The organism is Pseudoalteromonas arabiensis (assembly GCF_001550155.1).
In the GTDB taxonomy this organism is placed as follows: Bacteria; Pseudomonadota; Gammaproteobacteria; order Enterobacterales; family Alteromonadaceae; genus Pseudoalteromonas; species Pseudoalteromonas arabiensis.
The window spans coordinates 435123-451280 of the sequence record NZ_LRUF01000008.1; the positions used below are offsets into that span (position 1 = coordinate 435123).

Sequence of the window (16158 nt, forward strand, 5' to 3'; positions counted from 1 at the left end):
AGTATTGCACCCGAAATCGATAAAAAGAGTGTTACAAACTGTAAAATCTTCAATTTATCTTAGCTATTAGCATGATATAATTTGTAAAATGCCTTAATTTATCACCGTCATGATAGCAACAATAAGTCAACAACAAGCCGCCACAGAACTCGTCTCTAATTTCTTAGAGACTATTAAAAATCAAGGGTTTAGTGGTGATACCGATGCAAGCTTTTCAACACGTTTAAGTTTATCGACTGATAACAGCGTATACCAACAAGTTCCACAAGGTGTCATCTTTCCTAAGTCAGCAAAAGACATACAACTGGCTATGCAAATTGCTTCACGTGATCCGTTTTTATCACTGACTTTTGGTCCACGCGGGGGTGGTACAGGTACTAATGGCCAATCTCTCACGCCAGGAATAGTCGTTGATTTATCTCGCTATATGCGTGAAATCTTAGAAATCAATGTAGAAGAAAACTGGGTGCGCGTTCAAACTGGTGTAATAAAAGACCAATTAAATGACTTTTTACGTCCTTACGGTTTTTTCTTTGCACCTGATCTATCAACTAGTAACCGAGCAACAATTGGCGGAATGGTAAATACAGATGCATCGGGTCAGGGATCTTTAGTTTATGGAAAAACCAGTGATCATGTTTTAGGTCTTACAACTTACCTTGTTGACGGCACTGAAATGTCAACGACTCCCATACCTTTAGAAAAAGCTAAGGTAATTGCTGAACAAAACACGACAGTGGGTAAGTTATATAAAACAGTTATCGATATTGGCCTTGAGAACCGTGATGCTATTTTAGAAAAATTCCCGCGTTTAAACCGTTTTCTTACCGGCTACGATTTAGAACATATTTTTTCTGATGATTTACAAACCTTTGATATGAGCCGATTAATTACTGGTTCTGAAGGTTCATTAGGTATTGTAACTGAAGCAAAACTTAACATTACACCCATTGCTGAGTTCAAGACTTTAATCAATATTAAATATGATAGCTTTGATTCTGCTCTTCGTCATTCACCATTCTTAGTCGCAGCAAATGCGACTTCTGTAGAAACAGTCGACAGTAAAGTACTTAACCTTGCTCGAGAAGATATTATTTGGCACTCAGTATCGGACTTAATAACCGATGTTGAAAACAAAGATATGCAAGGCCTCAACATGGTTGAGTTTAATGCGGTTTCACCAGAAGACATAAAGGATAAAGTAGATACTCTATGTAAGTTACTTGATGAGTGTGTTGAAAAACAAACGAATGGTGTCATTGGTTATCAGTTAACTAATGACAAAGCTGATATTTTAAAAATTTATGCAATGCGTAAAAAGTCTGTGGGTCTTTTAGGCAATGTAAAAGGCAGCCAAAAACCGTTAGCTTTTGCCGAAGATACTGCAGTTCCTCCAGAAAACTTAGCAGATTTTATTGTTGAGTTTCGTGAACTTCTCGATAAACACAATCTTCAATATGGTATGTTCGGCCATGTTGATGCTGGCGTATTACATGTTCGACCTGCTCTTGATATGTGTGACCCTGAACAAGAAAAATTACTTCGTCATATTTCAGATGAGGTCGTTAAATTGACTGCCAAATATGGTGGTTTAATGTGGGGGGAGCATGGCAAAGGGTACCGTAGTGAATATGGCCCTGAATTTTTCGGCGAACATCTATTTACACAATTAAGAAAAATTAAAGCGGCTTTTGATCCAAATAACCGAGTAAACCCTGGTAAAATCTGTACTCCACTCGAAAGTAAAGACTCACTAGTTTCTGTTGACGATCAAAAACGAGCTTGGTTCGATAAAGAAGTTTCTATCAATGTTAAAACAGAATTTAATAACGCTATGACCTGTAACGGTAATGGCCTGTGTTTTAACTATGACGAAACATCACCAATGTGCCCATCTTATAAAGTTACTGGTGACCGCCGTTATTCGCCAAAAGGGCGCGCAAGTTTAATGCGTGAATGGCTACGACTTCAAGAGTCAGAAAATATTGATTTGCTCAATGTTGAAAAGGAATTGATCAATGGCGAAGTGATCACTTGGTGGGAACGCTATCAACATAGTCGTGATAAGCAAAAGGGCGTTTATGATTTCTCCCACGAAGTGAAAGAATCTATGGACGAATGTTTAGCTTGTAAAGCATGTACCACTGCATGCCCAATCAAAGTGGATGTGCCAACATTTCGTTCAAGGTTTTTAAATTTCTATCACAGTTATTATGCACGACCTGTAAAAGATTACTTAGTGGCAGGCATCGAGCAAACTGCACCTGTCATGGCAAAATTTGCTAAAGTTTTGAATCCAATAGTAAACACTAAAATTGTTTCAGGTTTAATTAAAAATACCATTGGTTATGTTGATACGCCAACTTTGAGCGTCCCGCAACTTTCTAAACGTATTTCAAAAAGTCAGCAATTCAATTTGGAATTACTTAATTCGCTTTCAAAAGAAGAGCAAGCCGAGTATGTTCTGATAGTACAAGATCCATTTACTAGTTTTTACGAAGCCGAATTAGTCGAAAGCTTTATCAAAGTCATTAAAGCGTTAGGCAAAAAACCAATGCTATTACCGTTTAAACCAAATGGTAAAGCACAGCATGTAAAAGGCTTTTTAAATGAATTTAAAACGACAGCAAAAAATGCAGCTGAGTTTTTAAATTCACTTTCTGAAATCAACGCACCACTAGTTGGGCTCGATGCATCCTTGGTTATGTGTTACCGAGATGAATATGTATCGATTTTAAAAGATGACCGTGGCGATTTTAAAGTTGAACTTGCACATGAATGGCTTCAAAGCCAAAACTTTAAACAGGTTTCACTTGCCACTAAAAACGATTCACCATTTAAATTGTTAAGTCATTGCACTGAAACAACAGCCATGCCAAATGCATCTAAAGTTTGGCAATCTATTTTTGCTGATCTAAATTTACAACTAGACACTACCAGTACGGGTTGTTGTGGTATGGCAGGAACGTATGGCCACGAAAAACAAAACCAAGAAAATTCACGCGCTCTTTATGAAATGAGTTGGCAACCAATTATTTCTAATAATGAGCCTGAAACTATTTTAGCAACTGGGTTTTCTTGTCGTAGCCAAGTAAAACGCTATGAAAAGTTTAAACCAAAACACCCACTGCAATTAATTGCAGAGCTACTTTAAAAATTAAAGTGTTATTAAATTCATAAAAAATAAAGGCGCTTAACGCGCCTTTATTTTTGGTAACTTTTTGCAATGGGCTTGGTACTCATGCCATGAATAAAAACACTAAATAAAATTGTTGTTAAGGTTACTGTAGCAATTTGCTCTTTGTTCACAATATCTGTGTCCATCACCATTAAAGTGAAAACGATAGACGCTAAACCTCGTGGACCAAACCAAGCAAAAGTAAATTTGTCTTTGAGATTTAAATTAGTGAATAGAAGTGAAAGTAACACGGGCACAATTCTAAAAATCGTCACGCTTAATAGCGCATAAAAAACAATTGGCCAAGTAATGTCATTCACAATTAAGTGACCACAAACAAAGCCAAATAAACACCAGATTAATAGTGCAACAAATTCCGCGATATGTTCTGAGTCGTTGACTAATGTTGAACGAATTTTTCTAGGAGCTAAGTAATCAAATAATAGTCCCGCTACAAAAACGGCAATAAAACCACTACCATGAAAATTTTGTGTCAAAGAGAAAATAGCCATTACTAAACCAATCAATAAAAATGGACTGCTATTATTTGCAAAGTAATGACGTGCTAATGCAATTTTTAAAAGTGGAATAAACACTGCTATCGACACACCAGCAATAAAAAGTGCAACACCCAACTCTCTTGCAAAAACGAGTAGGGTATCAACGGTAGTTACCGCACTTTCTGGATTTTGAGCTAATAAAAGTAAAACTAAAAAAATGGGTACGCAAAGGCCATCGTTCAAACCACTTTCTGTATTTATCCCTTCGCGAACTTTTTCTGGTACCGACGTAGATTCCAAAATACCTTTACTAAGGGCTGCATCAGTCGGCGTTAAAATAATAGCAATCAAAGCAGATTGAAAAAGTGATAACTCAGAAAAGAAAAACAACGCACCTGCAACACCTAACAGTAATGTCATTGGCAAAGCGACAAAGAGTAACAGGCTAGGGTACTGATAACTATGTTTTAATACTGTCAGTTTTGATTTTGCTGCATCGGTAAATAAAAAAATACTTAGAGTTAATTCAACTAAAGGTAAAATTTCACTAAGCCCTGCTTCGCCTAATTTGAACTCACTCGGTAAAAAGTAAGACATTGCAATTCCAACCAAGACAAAAAACATTGGCCCGGTTATTTCTGTTCGTTCTAACTGACGAATTGTCAGTGAGTAAAATAACAAAGCTAAACCAACTAATGTGAGTATGGTATATTCCATTAAACTTTCCTTTTAATTCCAGACTTTGCGCGTTCTTTTATATTTGTTTGAATATAAATTTGATCAGTCGTAGCAATTTTTGCATGACCTAAATCTTCCGATAAGTGTTTAAGCGGTCTTGTTTGAGCATCATGAGTTGCACCTGTATGCCTTAACCAGTGAGCAGTTGCCGCTTCAAGTTGTTCCGCATCGTCTTTAAAACCATCATCTAATAATGATTGTTTTGCTAAATCAAAACTTTGCTGTACTAACCGACGAATTTGTCGAACAGTCATGCCACCTTTTCCACGAATTTTGTGTACTAATGGTTCGGCCTCATCAACACGGGGGAGGGCAGGTAAGCCTCGGTATAATCTGTAACGTTTGAGGTAAGTGATAAAATCTTCACTTAAAGTTACATCACGTAATTTGTTACCTTTACCCATAATTCTTAAAAACCAAAAGCCATCATTATCTTGCCAAAAATGTGACATAACCGGCGACCACTGTGGTCTTTCAGATAACTCAGAAATACGTAAATACAAACCTTTCAAACAAGCTAGTGTAAATAAATTTCTTTCTAAATCAGGCTGCTGATCACATAGGTCACGCGTTACACCAAATACATACTCCCATTGAATATCACTGAGTGTATCGGGGATTTTAATTTGCGATTGTACAACTAAGTAAGGACTATTCTTTTTGACAACCGGCACAAAATTAGCAAACGTTTTTTCTTCTAAAATAGCAAACTTATAAAACACATTTAATGCTGTAAACATAGCTGCTAAAGTTTGTTGGCTTGCTATATTTTCTTTATTAATGAAAGGGCGCCAATTAGTATTTAGTTTTCTAATACCTTGTTCATCTTTATAACGCCATTGTACTGAGTTCGATAACCACGCTGAATCTGGTTCAACCATAAAATCAACATAGGCTTCAATATCGTCACGCTTTAGATCAAAAACCGATTTTTCAGCAATCAACCATGCCCATAAACAGAATCGTTCAAGTTCATTTCGAAAGCGATTAAATGTTGCTTCTGATTTTCGCCCATACACATACAAAAATTGATATAGAAAAGTTAAGTCTTTTCTTGATTCAGCAACAGTCAATCCAACTTGATGTATAAAGTAATCAAGTTCAGGATATTCTGTAGCAAGAGTATCATCTTCAAGATGGGCAATTTGGTAGCGCAGTTGTTTAAGTGTATCGACGAGAGCAACGAGCATAATGATTAAATATCTTGTAAAATAACAAGTTATAAGACTAACACAAAGTCCGATACTGTCTAGTATTGGACTTTAAATATTTTTTTATTAGTCTATATTTAGACTAACCATTGCCATACAAATATTCGAGGAATATGTATGAAAAAGTTTATTACTATAAGTTTCATTTTAGTTACAACCATCCTTACAGGTTGTGCTACTACAGGTAGTGCATCTCCCGATGAGAAACGTGCTCTAGTACAAAGCATGAAAAATAATACATTAAGTGAGCTTTACGCACAAAAGCCTGATGTAAAACAACAAATTGCTAACTCTGCAGGTTATGCCGTTTTTGATAATGCCAATGTAAATGTTGTTTTAGCTAGCTTTGGTGGCGGCTATGGTGTAGTTAAAAATAATCTGACAGGTAAATCAACTTACATGAACATGGGTGAAGCTGGTTTAGGCTTAGGTTTAGGCGTTAAAGACTTTAATGTTGTCATGGTTTTTCATAACCAAGCCGCAGTAAATCGCTTTATTGAACACGGTTGGGCATTCGGCGGTAACGCTGATGCTGCAGCTAAATATGAAGAAAAAGGTGGTGCTTTAGTTGCGGAAGCAATTGCAGACCAAGTTACGGTTTATTCTTTAACCGAAAATGGACTTGCACTACAAGCAGTATTAAAAGGCACGAAATTCTGGGTAGATTCTGAGCTAAATTAACCTTTCAAAAACCCTTCTAAAAGTGGGCTAGTTAGCAACTCTTAACTCCCACTTTTAATTATTCTCACCAATTTAACATAACGTAATTTATGGGCTATCTACGATACCGCAAAGGCGGGACTGTATTAGTCATAACTGCTGCACTCGCAATTGTCATTGCTACCGCCACACATGCCGCAGTTATTTTCTTTTTTATTTCAGACCAACGATCTTTTAGCTCTTTATCCTTTGTTTTTTCGATAGATAAACTTATAAGAGCTTCTTTCCAATCAACTCCCATTTCTTCAGCCATAGCAATTACTTGGTTAGCAGTTAAAGAACGTTTTCCGTTTTTAATACTAGAAATATTGCCTGAGTTTAGTTCTGGAAAATAGACAGCAAGATCATTATATCTATCAATATTCTTGAACGTTTTGTACTTTTCTAAAAATTCTGAGCTAAATGTCATGTTAAATCCTCCGCTAGACCTATTTTAGTTTTTATTGGCCTTTTTAACCAGTAATTCATTACTACAACTCAATTCTGAGTAAAAAAACTTCATTTATTTTTATTTAATTTCTTATCAGTAAATATCTAATCTAAACAATACCATACTTAACATTCTATCTAAGAAAACCATTCATTTTTCATTAATAAAAACCTAAGCCATATTCTTTCAGGCTTGACAGAATTATTTTGAAGGCACTAAAATCTTTCAACATTGACAGAATGACAATTCTTAACAAGGATTACGGATATGAGTTTCACTAAATTACATGAGTTAAACCAAACTTTATCTCAATATTTACTCGATACATTCTCAATCGATATTCCTGACCCTGCCTATTTAACGATTTATCTCGGCTTTTATTTGTTTTTAATTATTACTGCGCTTTTGGCTATTAACGCAATTACTAAAAGCACTTATTTAGATGCGTCTGGGAAATAAGCACATGACCGCACTATCATCTAACCAATACGCTCAAGTTTTCCCGTTAAATGCAGCAATGAATTTAACGGCGAATTTGCACCCAGCAAACACAGCAAAAGACGTTTTCGAGAACTTATCGAAGCCGATGAAAGAACGTTTTTTCGACTATCAAACTTGGCGAAATCGTATATTTGAACGTCATTCTAACCTTGCTCACATGCTGAGTACGGGCTATTTTTTAGCTGAAAAATTCGGCAATTTAGCCGATGCAAACGCCCGTTTGAAGCGTGCAGATGAAGCGTTAAAACTTGGAAATGTGAAGTTCGGACGCATCAATTTATCTGTTTCAGATGATGAAATTTGCGATATCGCAGAACAAAAAGCGCGTTATTGTGAGCTTAAAATCGCTAAAAATGGTCATAACTTACATGTATTTGCACAATTAAAAGAATTGGCAAATTCATTTACGATTGATGCACCGGTACTGGTTTCACCTTACTGTTCAAACCTATCAGCAACATCATTAGTTGGTGCGCTTAACCGTTTTGCAGACCCTATTTGGTGGCGTAGAAAACTACGCAAAATCCAAGCGGTAACTATCGAACAATTAGCGCGTGATTTAAGACTCGTACATAAAAAAGCAAGTGCGTATGTCTCACAACCAACCATTCAAAACCGCCGTGATAGAAAACGTAAATCAGAGCAAATTATGTCTGATTTATTTGTTGTTCCAAATGAATCAAATCCGTTTGAAGAGTTTGAATCATTACAATCAATTGTTGAACGCTCTCACACTTCGGGCAAACAACAAGCAGCCGAACTTATGGTTCGTATTCGTGGTTTCGAAGAACTGGCGGACATGCATGGCCATCGTGGGGAGTTTTATACAATCTCAGCACCTAGCCGTTTTCATTCAGTACACCATACAGGCATACCGAACAAAAAATACAACGGCTCAACACCCCAAGAAGCACAAAAATATTTTAACGATATTTGGAAACGTGCCCGCGCTCTATTCGCTAAGCAAGATTTAAGGCCTTATGGTTTTCGTGTTGTTGAACCACATCATGACGGTTGCCCACACTGGCACATGCTTTTATTCATGGAAAAAGGCGAAGCAATACAAGTACGTAAAATATTACGCAAGCTTGCCACACAAGATTCACCCGATGAATTTAAAACAACATCAACCCGCTTCAAAGCCATTGCCATTAACAAGAAAAAAGGCTCTGCGGCGGGTTATATCGCTAAATACATCACTAAAGCGGTAACGGGTGATTGCATTGATAAAGTCACTTGCTCACAAGCGGGTGAAATGAAAGTACTTCCTGCTGATGCTGCCGAACGTGCATCAACATGGGCAAGCACATTTAACATTAGACGCTTTCAGCAAATAGGTGGTCCATCTGTCAGTTTATGGCGTGAACTTAGACGACTAGGCCAAGGCGAACAAGGCAAATGCGAGGTTGCAAACGCAATGAAAACCACACTAGATACAGTATCAAAATACGCCCTTGAAAAGGTTCGCCAAGCAGCTGATTCATCTGACTGGAAAGCCTTTTGTTTAGCTATGGGCGGTGTTCAAGTTAAACGTAAAGACCAAACGTTAAGATTGCATTATCAAATCCCTGATATCGTTGACCAAATCACAGGGGAAATTAGCAGAAGCGAAACCAAATCGCCCTACTTTGCCACCAAATACGGCGACCAACCAGCCAACCGTATTTTGGGCGTTGCATGGGATGCCGTTGTTGTTATCACTCGCCGTGGTTCGTCACAGATTATGACTGAAACCGATATTAAGGCTCAGCGCAAAATCATGATTGGCGTTTCAGAGCAGATTCAAGGCTGGCATGACGATGGGCGTTTATTCGAGCCGACCAAAGAAGAAATGCAATTCTTAGAAGCCTGTGTTTTAGAGGACTATCAAAACATGTGTTTATTCATGGATTACGAAGCTCTGGCGGGCAACATTATGAGCGATGAAATCGCGAACTTGGACTTGTGTCATTAACTGTAACTTTTAATTTTAAGACCACTGATTAAGGAAATTTATTATGAATATTGAAGGCGCTATCACAGATTTAATCCCTGTTAACCGTACTGACGATAAAGGCGCTCCACTGCCTACAACCGCAGAGTTTAAGCTACACACTAAAAACCCTGCACAAATTCTGTCTGTGAAAGTTTCAGCAGATCAATACGCAGACGGTACATACAAGAAATTAGAACACATGCAATCAGACCCTAACGGCTGGGGCTTAAAGCCTGTCTTACTCAATATCGAGTATTACGAAGGGGCTAACGTTGCACGCCAGATGGATTGGAAAGGCTTCCGTTTGCATAGCCTACCTGAAACAAAGCAGGTTAAAAACTAACTATGGGCGAAAACAAATACATTGCTATTTGTCCCGTTGCGCCTGTAGAGAAACAGTGTCCAGTGGAATTGGAAGTTGTGGCAACACCCCTTCCCGTTCCGCTTGATTGGGACACCTTCAAAAGTGAAGTTGCTCCGTCAATCATCGTCGTTCTTCTTACTGCTTATGGTTGGAAGAAATTAAACAAAATGGTTTGGAATAGATAAGGAACTTAACCATGAAAAACATTTTAAAAAGTAAACTCGCTAAAGCTGGATTAGTCGTAACCTCTGCATTTGCCGCTGGTGCTGCTCATGCTGAAGCGGCTGCCGAAGTAACTGCTGCAACAACCAGCTTTCAAACGTTCTTTACCGATAACGCCAATTTAATTGGTGGCGTTATGCTGCTTTGTGCCTTTGTTGCTATTGGCTGGAAGTGGATTAAAGGTATGTCATTTAGCTAATGTTCATCACATTAGACACGGTGCTAATCGTCTCAGGACTTTTAGCACTTTATATCCTTTTCGATGATTAAAACTAAGGCGCAATGATGCGAATACTAATATTTATATTGGCGCTAATGAGCGCCTTTTTTGTTTCTGCCAGTGAGCCAGATATGTCGGATTTAGTAGCACCTAAATTAACTCCAAATGGTGCGGGAACTTGTACTCGTGGTGAACCTGAGGTATCCCTTGAAGAATGTAAAAAAGTTGCTGATGGTACAGAGGCTAAATTTAAGGATAACCCTCATTTTATCTTAAACACTGAAACAATCACCAGTGTCAATTCAAATGGTTATACAGTTGTAACTTGGGAATTTACTTGTTCTAACTGTGGTTATAATGGGACACCTAAAACTTTCACGACTTGGGCTTCATATGTTTATAATCGAGTGTCTGAAACCTGCCCACCAGATGATTTTCCTGAGCATACAATCCCTGTAACAGTTGATACAGATTCAACCAAATGTGCTAAACCATTTGTGCCTAAAGATTGCCCTGCTGGCTATCACTCGAAAAAAGTATCCCAACAACTTGGTTCAACTGAATGTCTGCCAAAAGAATGCCCTGCTGCGGGTTCAGGTGAAAACCTATCATCAACGCCTATGACAGGTGGCGTTCCGTTTAATGGTGGCGGCATGTATTGTAATGATGGGTGCGCATATACCGTTAACGCTTCTCAAATATCCTCGTCTAAATATGCGGTCGGTACCAGCCAAGGTGCTGCTTGTGGTGATAAGCCTTACGATAATAAAAAACTTGCTGATGAGGGTGATACTGGTAATTGCACCACAGCCACAAACGGTGATGTCACGTTACTATCTTGTCCCGATGCTAACCCAACTACGCCAGAACCAGATCCACACAATAATGATGATTCTAAAGTGAATGAGGATGACACACCTGAAAAACCAAAAGAAACCTGCGCCGAAGGTGATACGAGTTGTAACTTAAAAAATGTCGAGACAGAAATTGAAAACAGTATTAATCGTCAAATCGATAACGACAACGAATTACACAATAAAAAAATTGATGCCGATACCAAAAACGCCAAAGCTTTTCTAAATGCAATGGAAAGTATCGACACAGCAATTCTGCTTCAAACCAGCCAAGATGAACGACTACACGCGGTGACTGTGGGTAAATTTAATGAGCTAATTGACGCGGTTAATGGCATTGAAACGGGTGGCGGTGGCGGCGGTGGTAATGGCACAGGTAACGGTAATATTGGCGGTCAAGATTGTGAAGGAACAATCGAAGAATGTGCGGGTATTGGCTCTGGTGATGGTGTTGAACTACCCCATGAAACCAAGAACCTAGAGCAGTACGCCCAAAAATATCAAAACTGGTTGCCTGACGCTGAATTACCACAAGAAAAATGTATCACCTTAACCACTGGTTACACTGCTTGTTTTAGCTTCCATTACATCATTTACTTTTTACAGGCTCTATCTGGTTTGATTGTGCTTAGTTCATTAATCCACAGTGCCGCTATTATTGTGAGGTCAGTCTAATGCCATTTTTAATTCAAGCATTTTTTGCAGCGCTTGCTACGTTACTCCCTAGCTTAGTTTCTAAAGTTCTTGTTGGTCTTGGTTTTGGTTACGTCACCTATGAACTTGGTTCATTTGGTATCGACTATTTATTTAATTTAATAGTTGCTAACTCTTCGACATTACCAGTCGAGGTGCTTGCTGTATTCAACTACGCAAAATTAGATGAAGCCCTCGGTTTTATGATGGGTGCTTACGCAGCTGCTTTAACTATTCGCGGGTTAACGTCCGCTGGCTCTGTTACTAAGATGAAAATGGGAGCACCTAACGCATGATTTATTTACGAACAGGTGTGCCTGGTGCGGGCAAAACATTAAATACACTGAAAGAAATTTGTGAAGATTCCTCCGTTACACAAAAGGAAAAGTTTTATAATAATATCAAGTGCTTTTTGCTTGATTTGGATTTTTGTAATAGCTTTTCAGGGTGGTTTTATGGTGTGTTCTACCCTACTGTTCAGCAGACAAAAAAGGGGCACCGGTACTCTAAAATTATTAAACATGCCCATGAGCAAGATAAATTGGTTGAACTAGTTGATGTGCCTTGGTTGGCACCACAATTTAAGCTTTATGATGAACGGGCAGTTATAAATTTATTCGTAACGTGGTGTCGGAACTGCTACCCAAAGCAAAATTTAGTGGCTTTGGATACTTACATTGATGAATCCGAAGAGCCAACAATTGAATCTATCAAGTTGCTTAATTACCACTGGACTAAAACGGATGACCCTACTCAGTGGTATGATCTACCTAATGGTTCAATTAGCGTGTTTGATGAATGCCAAGACTATTTTCCACCTATGGCCAATAGCGCCAAACGACCTAAGCACTATACCCAGTTCCAAAAACATAGACATTCAGGTGTCGATATTCACCTTGTTACACAACACTACACCTTTTTAGATAACGTTATCCAAAAGTGTACCAACTCCCATATTCACTATTTTAGACCAATGGGCGGCTCGGCTATTACACGCTTTCAACGTGATAAGCAGTTTAATACTGACTATAAGGGGGACTTAGATAAGTGCTCATCTAAAATGATGCGTAGGGATTCAAGCTTTTATGGTGTTTATTGGTCTGCTGATGAACATACCGCTAAATTTAAATTACCACCAAAAGCTTTTTTGTTTCTGCTTGCTATCCCTCTATTAATCTATGTTGTTTATACCTTGTTTGTTAACTTAGGTATTGTTGGTTCAGACGAACCTGTCACAGACAACTCACCAGAAACGACAAACACTGATGTTAAGCAGCAACCAGAACAACCCATTGCTAAACCAAAATTAGATTTAACGTATAAACCGCAGAAGTTTGAGCACCCCTTAAATGAAATATGTGATGACTATGAATACGGTGGCTATGTGCTCAAGAAAAATCACGGTGTCGTCACTGTCGAACATTACATTAACTGCGTCACTGGTAAAAACGTTGAACGGCAAAGCACATCCATTATCGGTAATGATGAAAATCAAACCGAAAAATCAGAAATTATCGCAGAGCCAGAAGTCATAACACTCAGCTCAAACTACTTAGAGAAAATTGGTTACTCAATCTACCTAACAGAAGATTTACCAATCCTAAAGTTTTCTGACAGAAACATTTTCCTAAGACAGTTTTAACAAGCAACACAAAGGCAGAAAGGCGAGCTTCGAGCCTCTGCCTTGTGTGCTTAAAACAATGCGTTATTTCATTCACGTTAAAACAACCCACATCCCCTGCTTCTTCGTTTCTCTGAGGATGGCGTAGCCATGTTATACATTCCAGAAAACCACCATTTCATCGAGAATCCATTTCCATTTTATAGGCTGTTTATTAGGGTCAGGTATCAATTCAGTGAGAAAGCCAATCGCACTCACTACCCTACTTTGTTCTTTAAAAAAGTTGATTGCCTTCTGATAAACCAAAAAGAGTTAAATGGAGTGCGTATTGTGATTTTAACAAAAAGGAGTAAATCACAATGAGCAACTTTAAATTGCAGTTCGTTACGCTATTCGGATATGACTACGCAAAAGGAGCTAAAGAACTCGGAGTAAGTGAACGACAAGTAAGGAGATATGTAAAAGCTAACAAAGCCAGTAAACCTGTCGAAAAACTAATTTGGATAATGTATCGCGGCTACCTACCAGACACTGGCCCTTGGGCAGAATGTAGCATTTCATATCACAACAATGTTATGACTACGCCTTGGGGTAAAGTAAAACCTTCAGACGTACAATTTGTACATCGCTATAAATGGTCAGCAAAAGAACATGAATCTATGTATAAGAAGCTAAAATCCGAAACACAGTTTCATGATAAACATCTACTAGAGGTTCAAGATCAATTGCTTAACATTGTAGGTGACTTAGCAAAGCGGACAGGTAGTTAACATTAATGAATAATTGACGGTATCGTCAATAAAACCCATTAAAATCAGTAACTTGACTAAGTAAGGTTATTTGGCTAATCTTTAAATGAATATAATCACTTAACAGAGGAATACGTTATGACTCCGCAAGAATTTTTAGCTGATAACTTAGATTTAACTTTAGATGAATTAGATGAAATGAATCTCTACTCAGATGATTTACATGATAACTATGGTAATTCAGGAGACATGCTGTATGAACATTTTTTTTATGTGCCTGAATGTACACCTAAATATATATTAGAAAAAAAAGGTTGGGCAGTAGGACAAACTATATATGTTCCGCTTTTTCCTTCCCCTTCAGATATAGTTAACTAATTTTGGTAAAAAAAAGGGCTTGTTTGCCCTTTTACATCATAAATAATTAAAGGACTAGACATGCAAATTAACTATTTAAAGCTATTTTTTTGCCTTACATTTAGTGGCATTTCCATATTTATCTTTATTAAAACATTTTATACCTATTTTCCTATTTCCGATAAAGTTGCTTACACCGAAACAGACACACCTTTCATTCCTCGTGAAGACAATACTTTACATGAGCTGAAGCGTAATAGAATTTTACATTCTACTAAAATTAATGATGAGATATGTACCTTTTGGAGGGTTGAACATAGCATTGAACCTACTGAGGGAAGTAAAGCGTTTATGTATGCTGCTTGTGAACTTGCAGCTAGATTAAATAGTCAATCTGTCAACAATGACAGCCAGATTAACTAATTAATAAAAAAGGGCTTTTCGCCCTTTTCTTAATTGTTACGTACCGTAATTTATGGGCTATCTACGATACCGCAAAGGCGGGTCGCTAGTTAACAAATCAAGTTACCAAGTACCATACAAGTTTTCTGAAAAGCTAATTAATATTACCCGTTTTAGTTACTAACTACATTCGTTTTACGTTACTTGATTAACGAGGTTTTTTAAAATGGATCAATTTAGACTCTGCGTTTTCACCCCCGCCAAAATGAATAAATATGCAAACCAACATTAAGTTTGACTAATATTAATACTCTATCACTATAAAAATATATGAAAGAAGGAGCAGTTTCAAAAAGAGACTCTTAAGTAATATTTTTTATCATTAATGGCTTTTTATGCATGCAAATTTCATCAAAAGTATTAGCAAGTCGCTCAGTTTCATCAAGCACTTGTTGCCAATATTTAATCCGTGTATCAGCATCAAGCTCAGTAAAGTCTTTACGGTCAGGGATTTTTCCATAAGGTAGTGAATCAACAAATTCGGCTGATGGAGTAATCATCACCACGTTATCATAGTTACTCGGGGTTATACCGCGCTTTAAGCTTTTATCAAACCACCCTGCTTTAGGGTTGTTATTAAAATGTGGATATAAAATAAGTCCGTCATTATGAATAGTTAGGTCAAAGTGATAATCGATGATACCACCATCACGATATATACCAGGCGGTGTTCCTATTATATTTTTAATGCCTTGCATAACTAACGGGATTGACCCCGAAGCAAGTAACGCATCCGCTAAATTATCTTCGCTGAGTTCAATAGTATGGGTATTGAAAGTATTGTTATCTGAAAACGATAACTGACTATCCGCAGGCTGAAATACATAACGCTCGTATTGCTTACTTAACAAACGCCTATTCATTCTATTGACTAAGTAGCTTTTAGATAAACCCATTAACTGCATCACTTTGTTTTCTGATGCTGTAAAACCATTCGATTTTGCAACTATAAAGTGGGCTTTAAAAATAGGGTTATGAATGATTTCATGAATACCATCTTCAGCAAATACATAACGTAATAACTCACGAGCTTTTGTAGTTATTTCTTCGGGTTTTGCTTTATTTGATGAGTATCGTGTTTCAGAGTATGACTTTGCTAATCGAGATATTGCAGCAACAGGGTCATTTTGTGCAAAACAGGCAGATCTAAATGCACCAGCGCTTGATCCTAATAAGTTTAAAGGCGTGCTACGGTCTTTAAAAAATTCACCAAATAGATATTTATCCAAACCAAATAATGTAAACCATTTGGGTCCGCCACTTGCCCCTAAAAAGGTATTAAACAAATCGGCAGACAGACCTTGCTCTTGAATTACTTTTGCAGCAGTTGGCCCAGCGTAAATATCTATCATGGTTACTTTTC

The 16158-nt window shown here is 37.7% G+C and carries 17 protein-coding genes; 13 read left to right on the top strand and 4 right to left on the bottom strand.

The window, feature by feature from the left end; translation table 11 throughout:
• Window positions 1–109: 109 nt before the first annotated feature.
• A complete protein-coding gene (gene ydiJ / locus PAARA_RS04535; protein WP_062567873.1) occupies window positions 110–3154 on the top strand; it encodes a D-2-hydroxyglutarate dehydrogenase YdiJ in 3045 nt (1014 codons plus the stop codon).
• Window positions 3155–3204: 50 nt separating this feature from the next.
• Here ydiJ and PAARA_RS04540 read toward each other — a convergent pair whose 3' ends face one another.
• A complete protein-coding gene (locus tag PAARA_RS04540) occupies window positions 3205–4395 on the bottom strand; it encodes a cation:proton antiporter (RefSeq protein WP_062567874.1) in 1191 nt (396 codons plus the stop codon).
• Window positions 4395–5606 (bottom strand): tyrosine-type recombinase/integrase, encoded by a 1212-nt coding sequence (locus tag PAARA_RS04545; protein ID WP_062567875.1) that lies wholly within the window; start codon window positions 5604–5606, stop codon window positions 4395–4397. The genes PAARA_RS04540 and PAARA_RS04545 overlap by 1 nt, the downstream gene beginning before the upstream one ends.
• Before the next feature lie 138 nt (window positions 5607–5744).
• Between PAARA_RS04545 and PAARA_RS04550 the strand changes: the two genes are divergently transcribed.
• Window positions 5745–6308 carry a lipid-binding SYLF domain-containing protein gene (locus PAARA_RS04550; protein WP_062567876.1) on the top strand — a complete coding sequence of 188 codons (564 nt, stop codon included), beginning with the start codon at window positions 5745–5747 and terminating at the stop codon, window positions 6306–6308.
• A 94-nt stretch (window positions 6309–6402) separates the two neighbouring features.
• On the opposite strand, the gene PAARA_RS04555 is transcribed toward PAARA_RS04550, so the two are convergent.
• Entirely contained in the window at window positions 6403–6756 is a 354-nt protein-coding gene (locus tag PAARA_RS04555; protein WP_062567877.1) for a hypothetical protein, read from the bottom strand.
• A gap of 288 nt (window positions 6757–7044) precedes the next feature.
• On the opposite strand from PAARA_RS04555, the gene PAARA_RS04560 reads away from it, so the two are divergent.
• The 11 genes from PAARA_RS04560 to PAARA_RS04615 all read left to right on the top strand — a co-directional run bounded on the left by PAARA_RS04560 (window position 7045) and on the right by PAARA_RS04615 (window position 14756).
• On the top strand, window positions 7045–7236 hold the full coding sequence (locus PAARA_RS04560) for a hypothetical protein (protein ID WP_062567878.1): 192 nt from the start codon (window positions 7045–7047) through the stop codon (window positions 7234–7236).
• 4 nt (window positions 7237–7240) lie between these two features.
• The gene (locus PAARA_RS04565) at window positions 7241–9232 is read left to right on the top strand and encodes a replication endonuclease (protein ID WP_062567879.1); all 1992 of its coding nucleotides are present in this window, start codon (window positions 7241–7243) and stop codon (window positions 9230–9232) included.
• A 43-nt stretch (window positions 9233–9275) separates the two neighbouring features.
• Window positions 9276–9596 (top strand): hypothetical protein, encoded by a 321-nt coding sequence (locus tag PAARA_RS04570; RefSeq protein ID WP_245219888.1) that lies wholly within the window; start codon window positions 9276–9278, stop codon window positions 9594–9596.
• A 2-nt stretch (window positions 9597–9598) separates the two neighbouring features.
• Entirely contained in the window at window positions 9599–9802 is a 204-nt protein-coding gene (locus PAARA_RS20605; RefSeq protein WP_062567881.1) for a hypothetical protein, read from the top strand.
• An 11-nt stretch (window positions 9803–9813) separates the two neighbouring features.
• Complete coding sequence (locus PAARA_RS04580; RefSeq protein WP_062567882.1) at window positions 9814–10038, top strand: hypothetical protein; 225 nt, start codon at window positions 9814–9816, stop codon at window positions 10036–10038.
• Between the two features lie 86 nt (window positions 10039–10124).
• The gene (locus tag PAARA_RS04585; RefSeq protein ID WP_062567883.1) at window positions 10125–11588 is read left to right on the top strand and encodes a hypothetical protein; all 1464 of its coding nucleotides are present in this window, start codon (window positions 10125–10127) and stop codon (window positions 11586–11588) included.
• On the top strand, window positions 11588–11902 hold the full coding sequence (locus PAARA_RS04590) for a DUF2523 family protein (RefSeq protein ID WP_062567884.1): 315 nt from the start codon (window positions 11588–11590) through the stop codon (window positions 11900–11902). The genes PAARA_RS04585 and PAARA_RS04590 overlap by 1 nt, the downstream gene beginning before the upstream one ends.
• Window positions 11899–13248 carry a zonular occludens toxin domain-containing protein gene (locus PAARA_RS04595; RefSeq protein WP_062567885.1) on the top strand — a complete coding sequence of 450 codons (1350 nt, stop codon included), beginning with the start codon at window positions 11899–11901 and terminating at the stop codon, window positions 13246–13248. Before PAARA_RS04590 ends, PAARA_RS04595 begins: the two co-directional genes overlap by 4 nt.
• Window positions 13249–13586: 338 nt before the next feature.
• Entirely contained in the window at window positions 13587–13997 is a 411-nt protein-coding gene (locus PAARA_RS04605; RefSeq protein WP_062567887.1) for a hypothetical protein, read from the top strand.
• Between the two features lie 117 nt (window positions 13998–14114).
• Window positions 14115–14354, top strand: a complete 240-nt coding sequence (locus PAARA_RS04610) for a hypothetical protein (RefSeq protein ID WP_062567888.1) — start codon at window positions 14115–14117, stop codon at window positions 14352–14354.
• Window positions 14355–14414: 60 nt separating this feature from the next.
• On the top strand, window positions 14415–14756 hold the full coding sequence (locus PAARA_RS04615; protein ID WP_062567889.1) for a hypothetical protein: 342 nt from the start codon (window positions 14415–14417) through the stop codon (window positions 14754–14756).
• Between the two features lie 341 nt (window positions 14757–15097).
• Here PAARA_RS04615 and PAARA_RS04620 read toward each other — a convergent pair whose 3' ends face one another.
• Complete coding sequence (locus PAARA_RS04620; protein ID WP_062567890.1) at window positions 15098–16147, bottom strand: patatin-like phospholipase family protein; 1050 nt, start codon at window positions 16145–16147, stop codon at window positions 15098–15100.
• Between the last annotated feature and the right edge of the window lie 11 nt (window positions 16148–16158).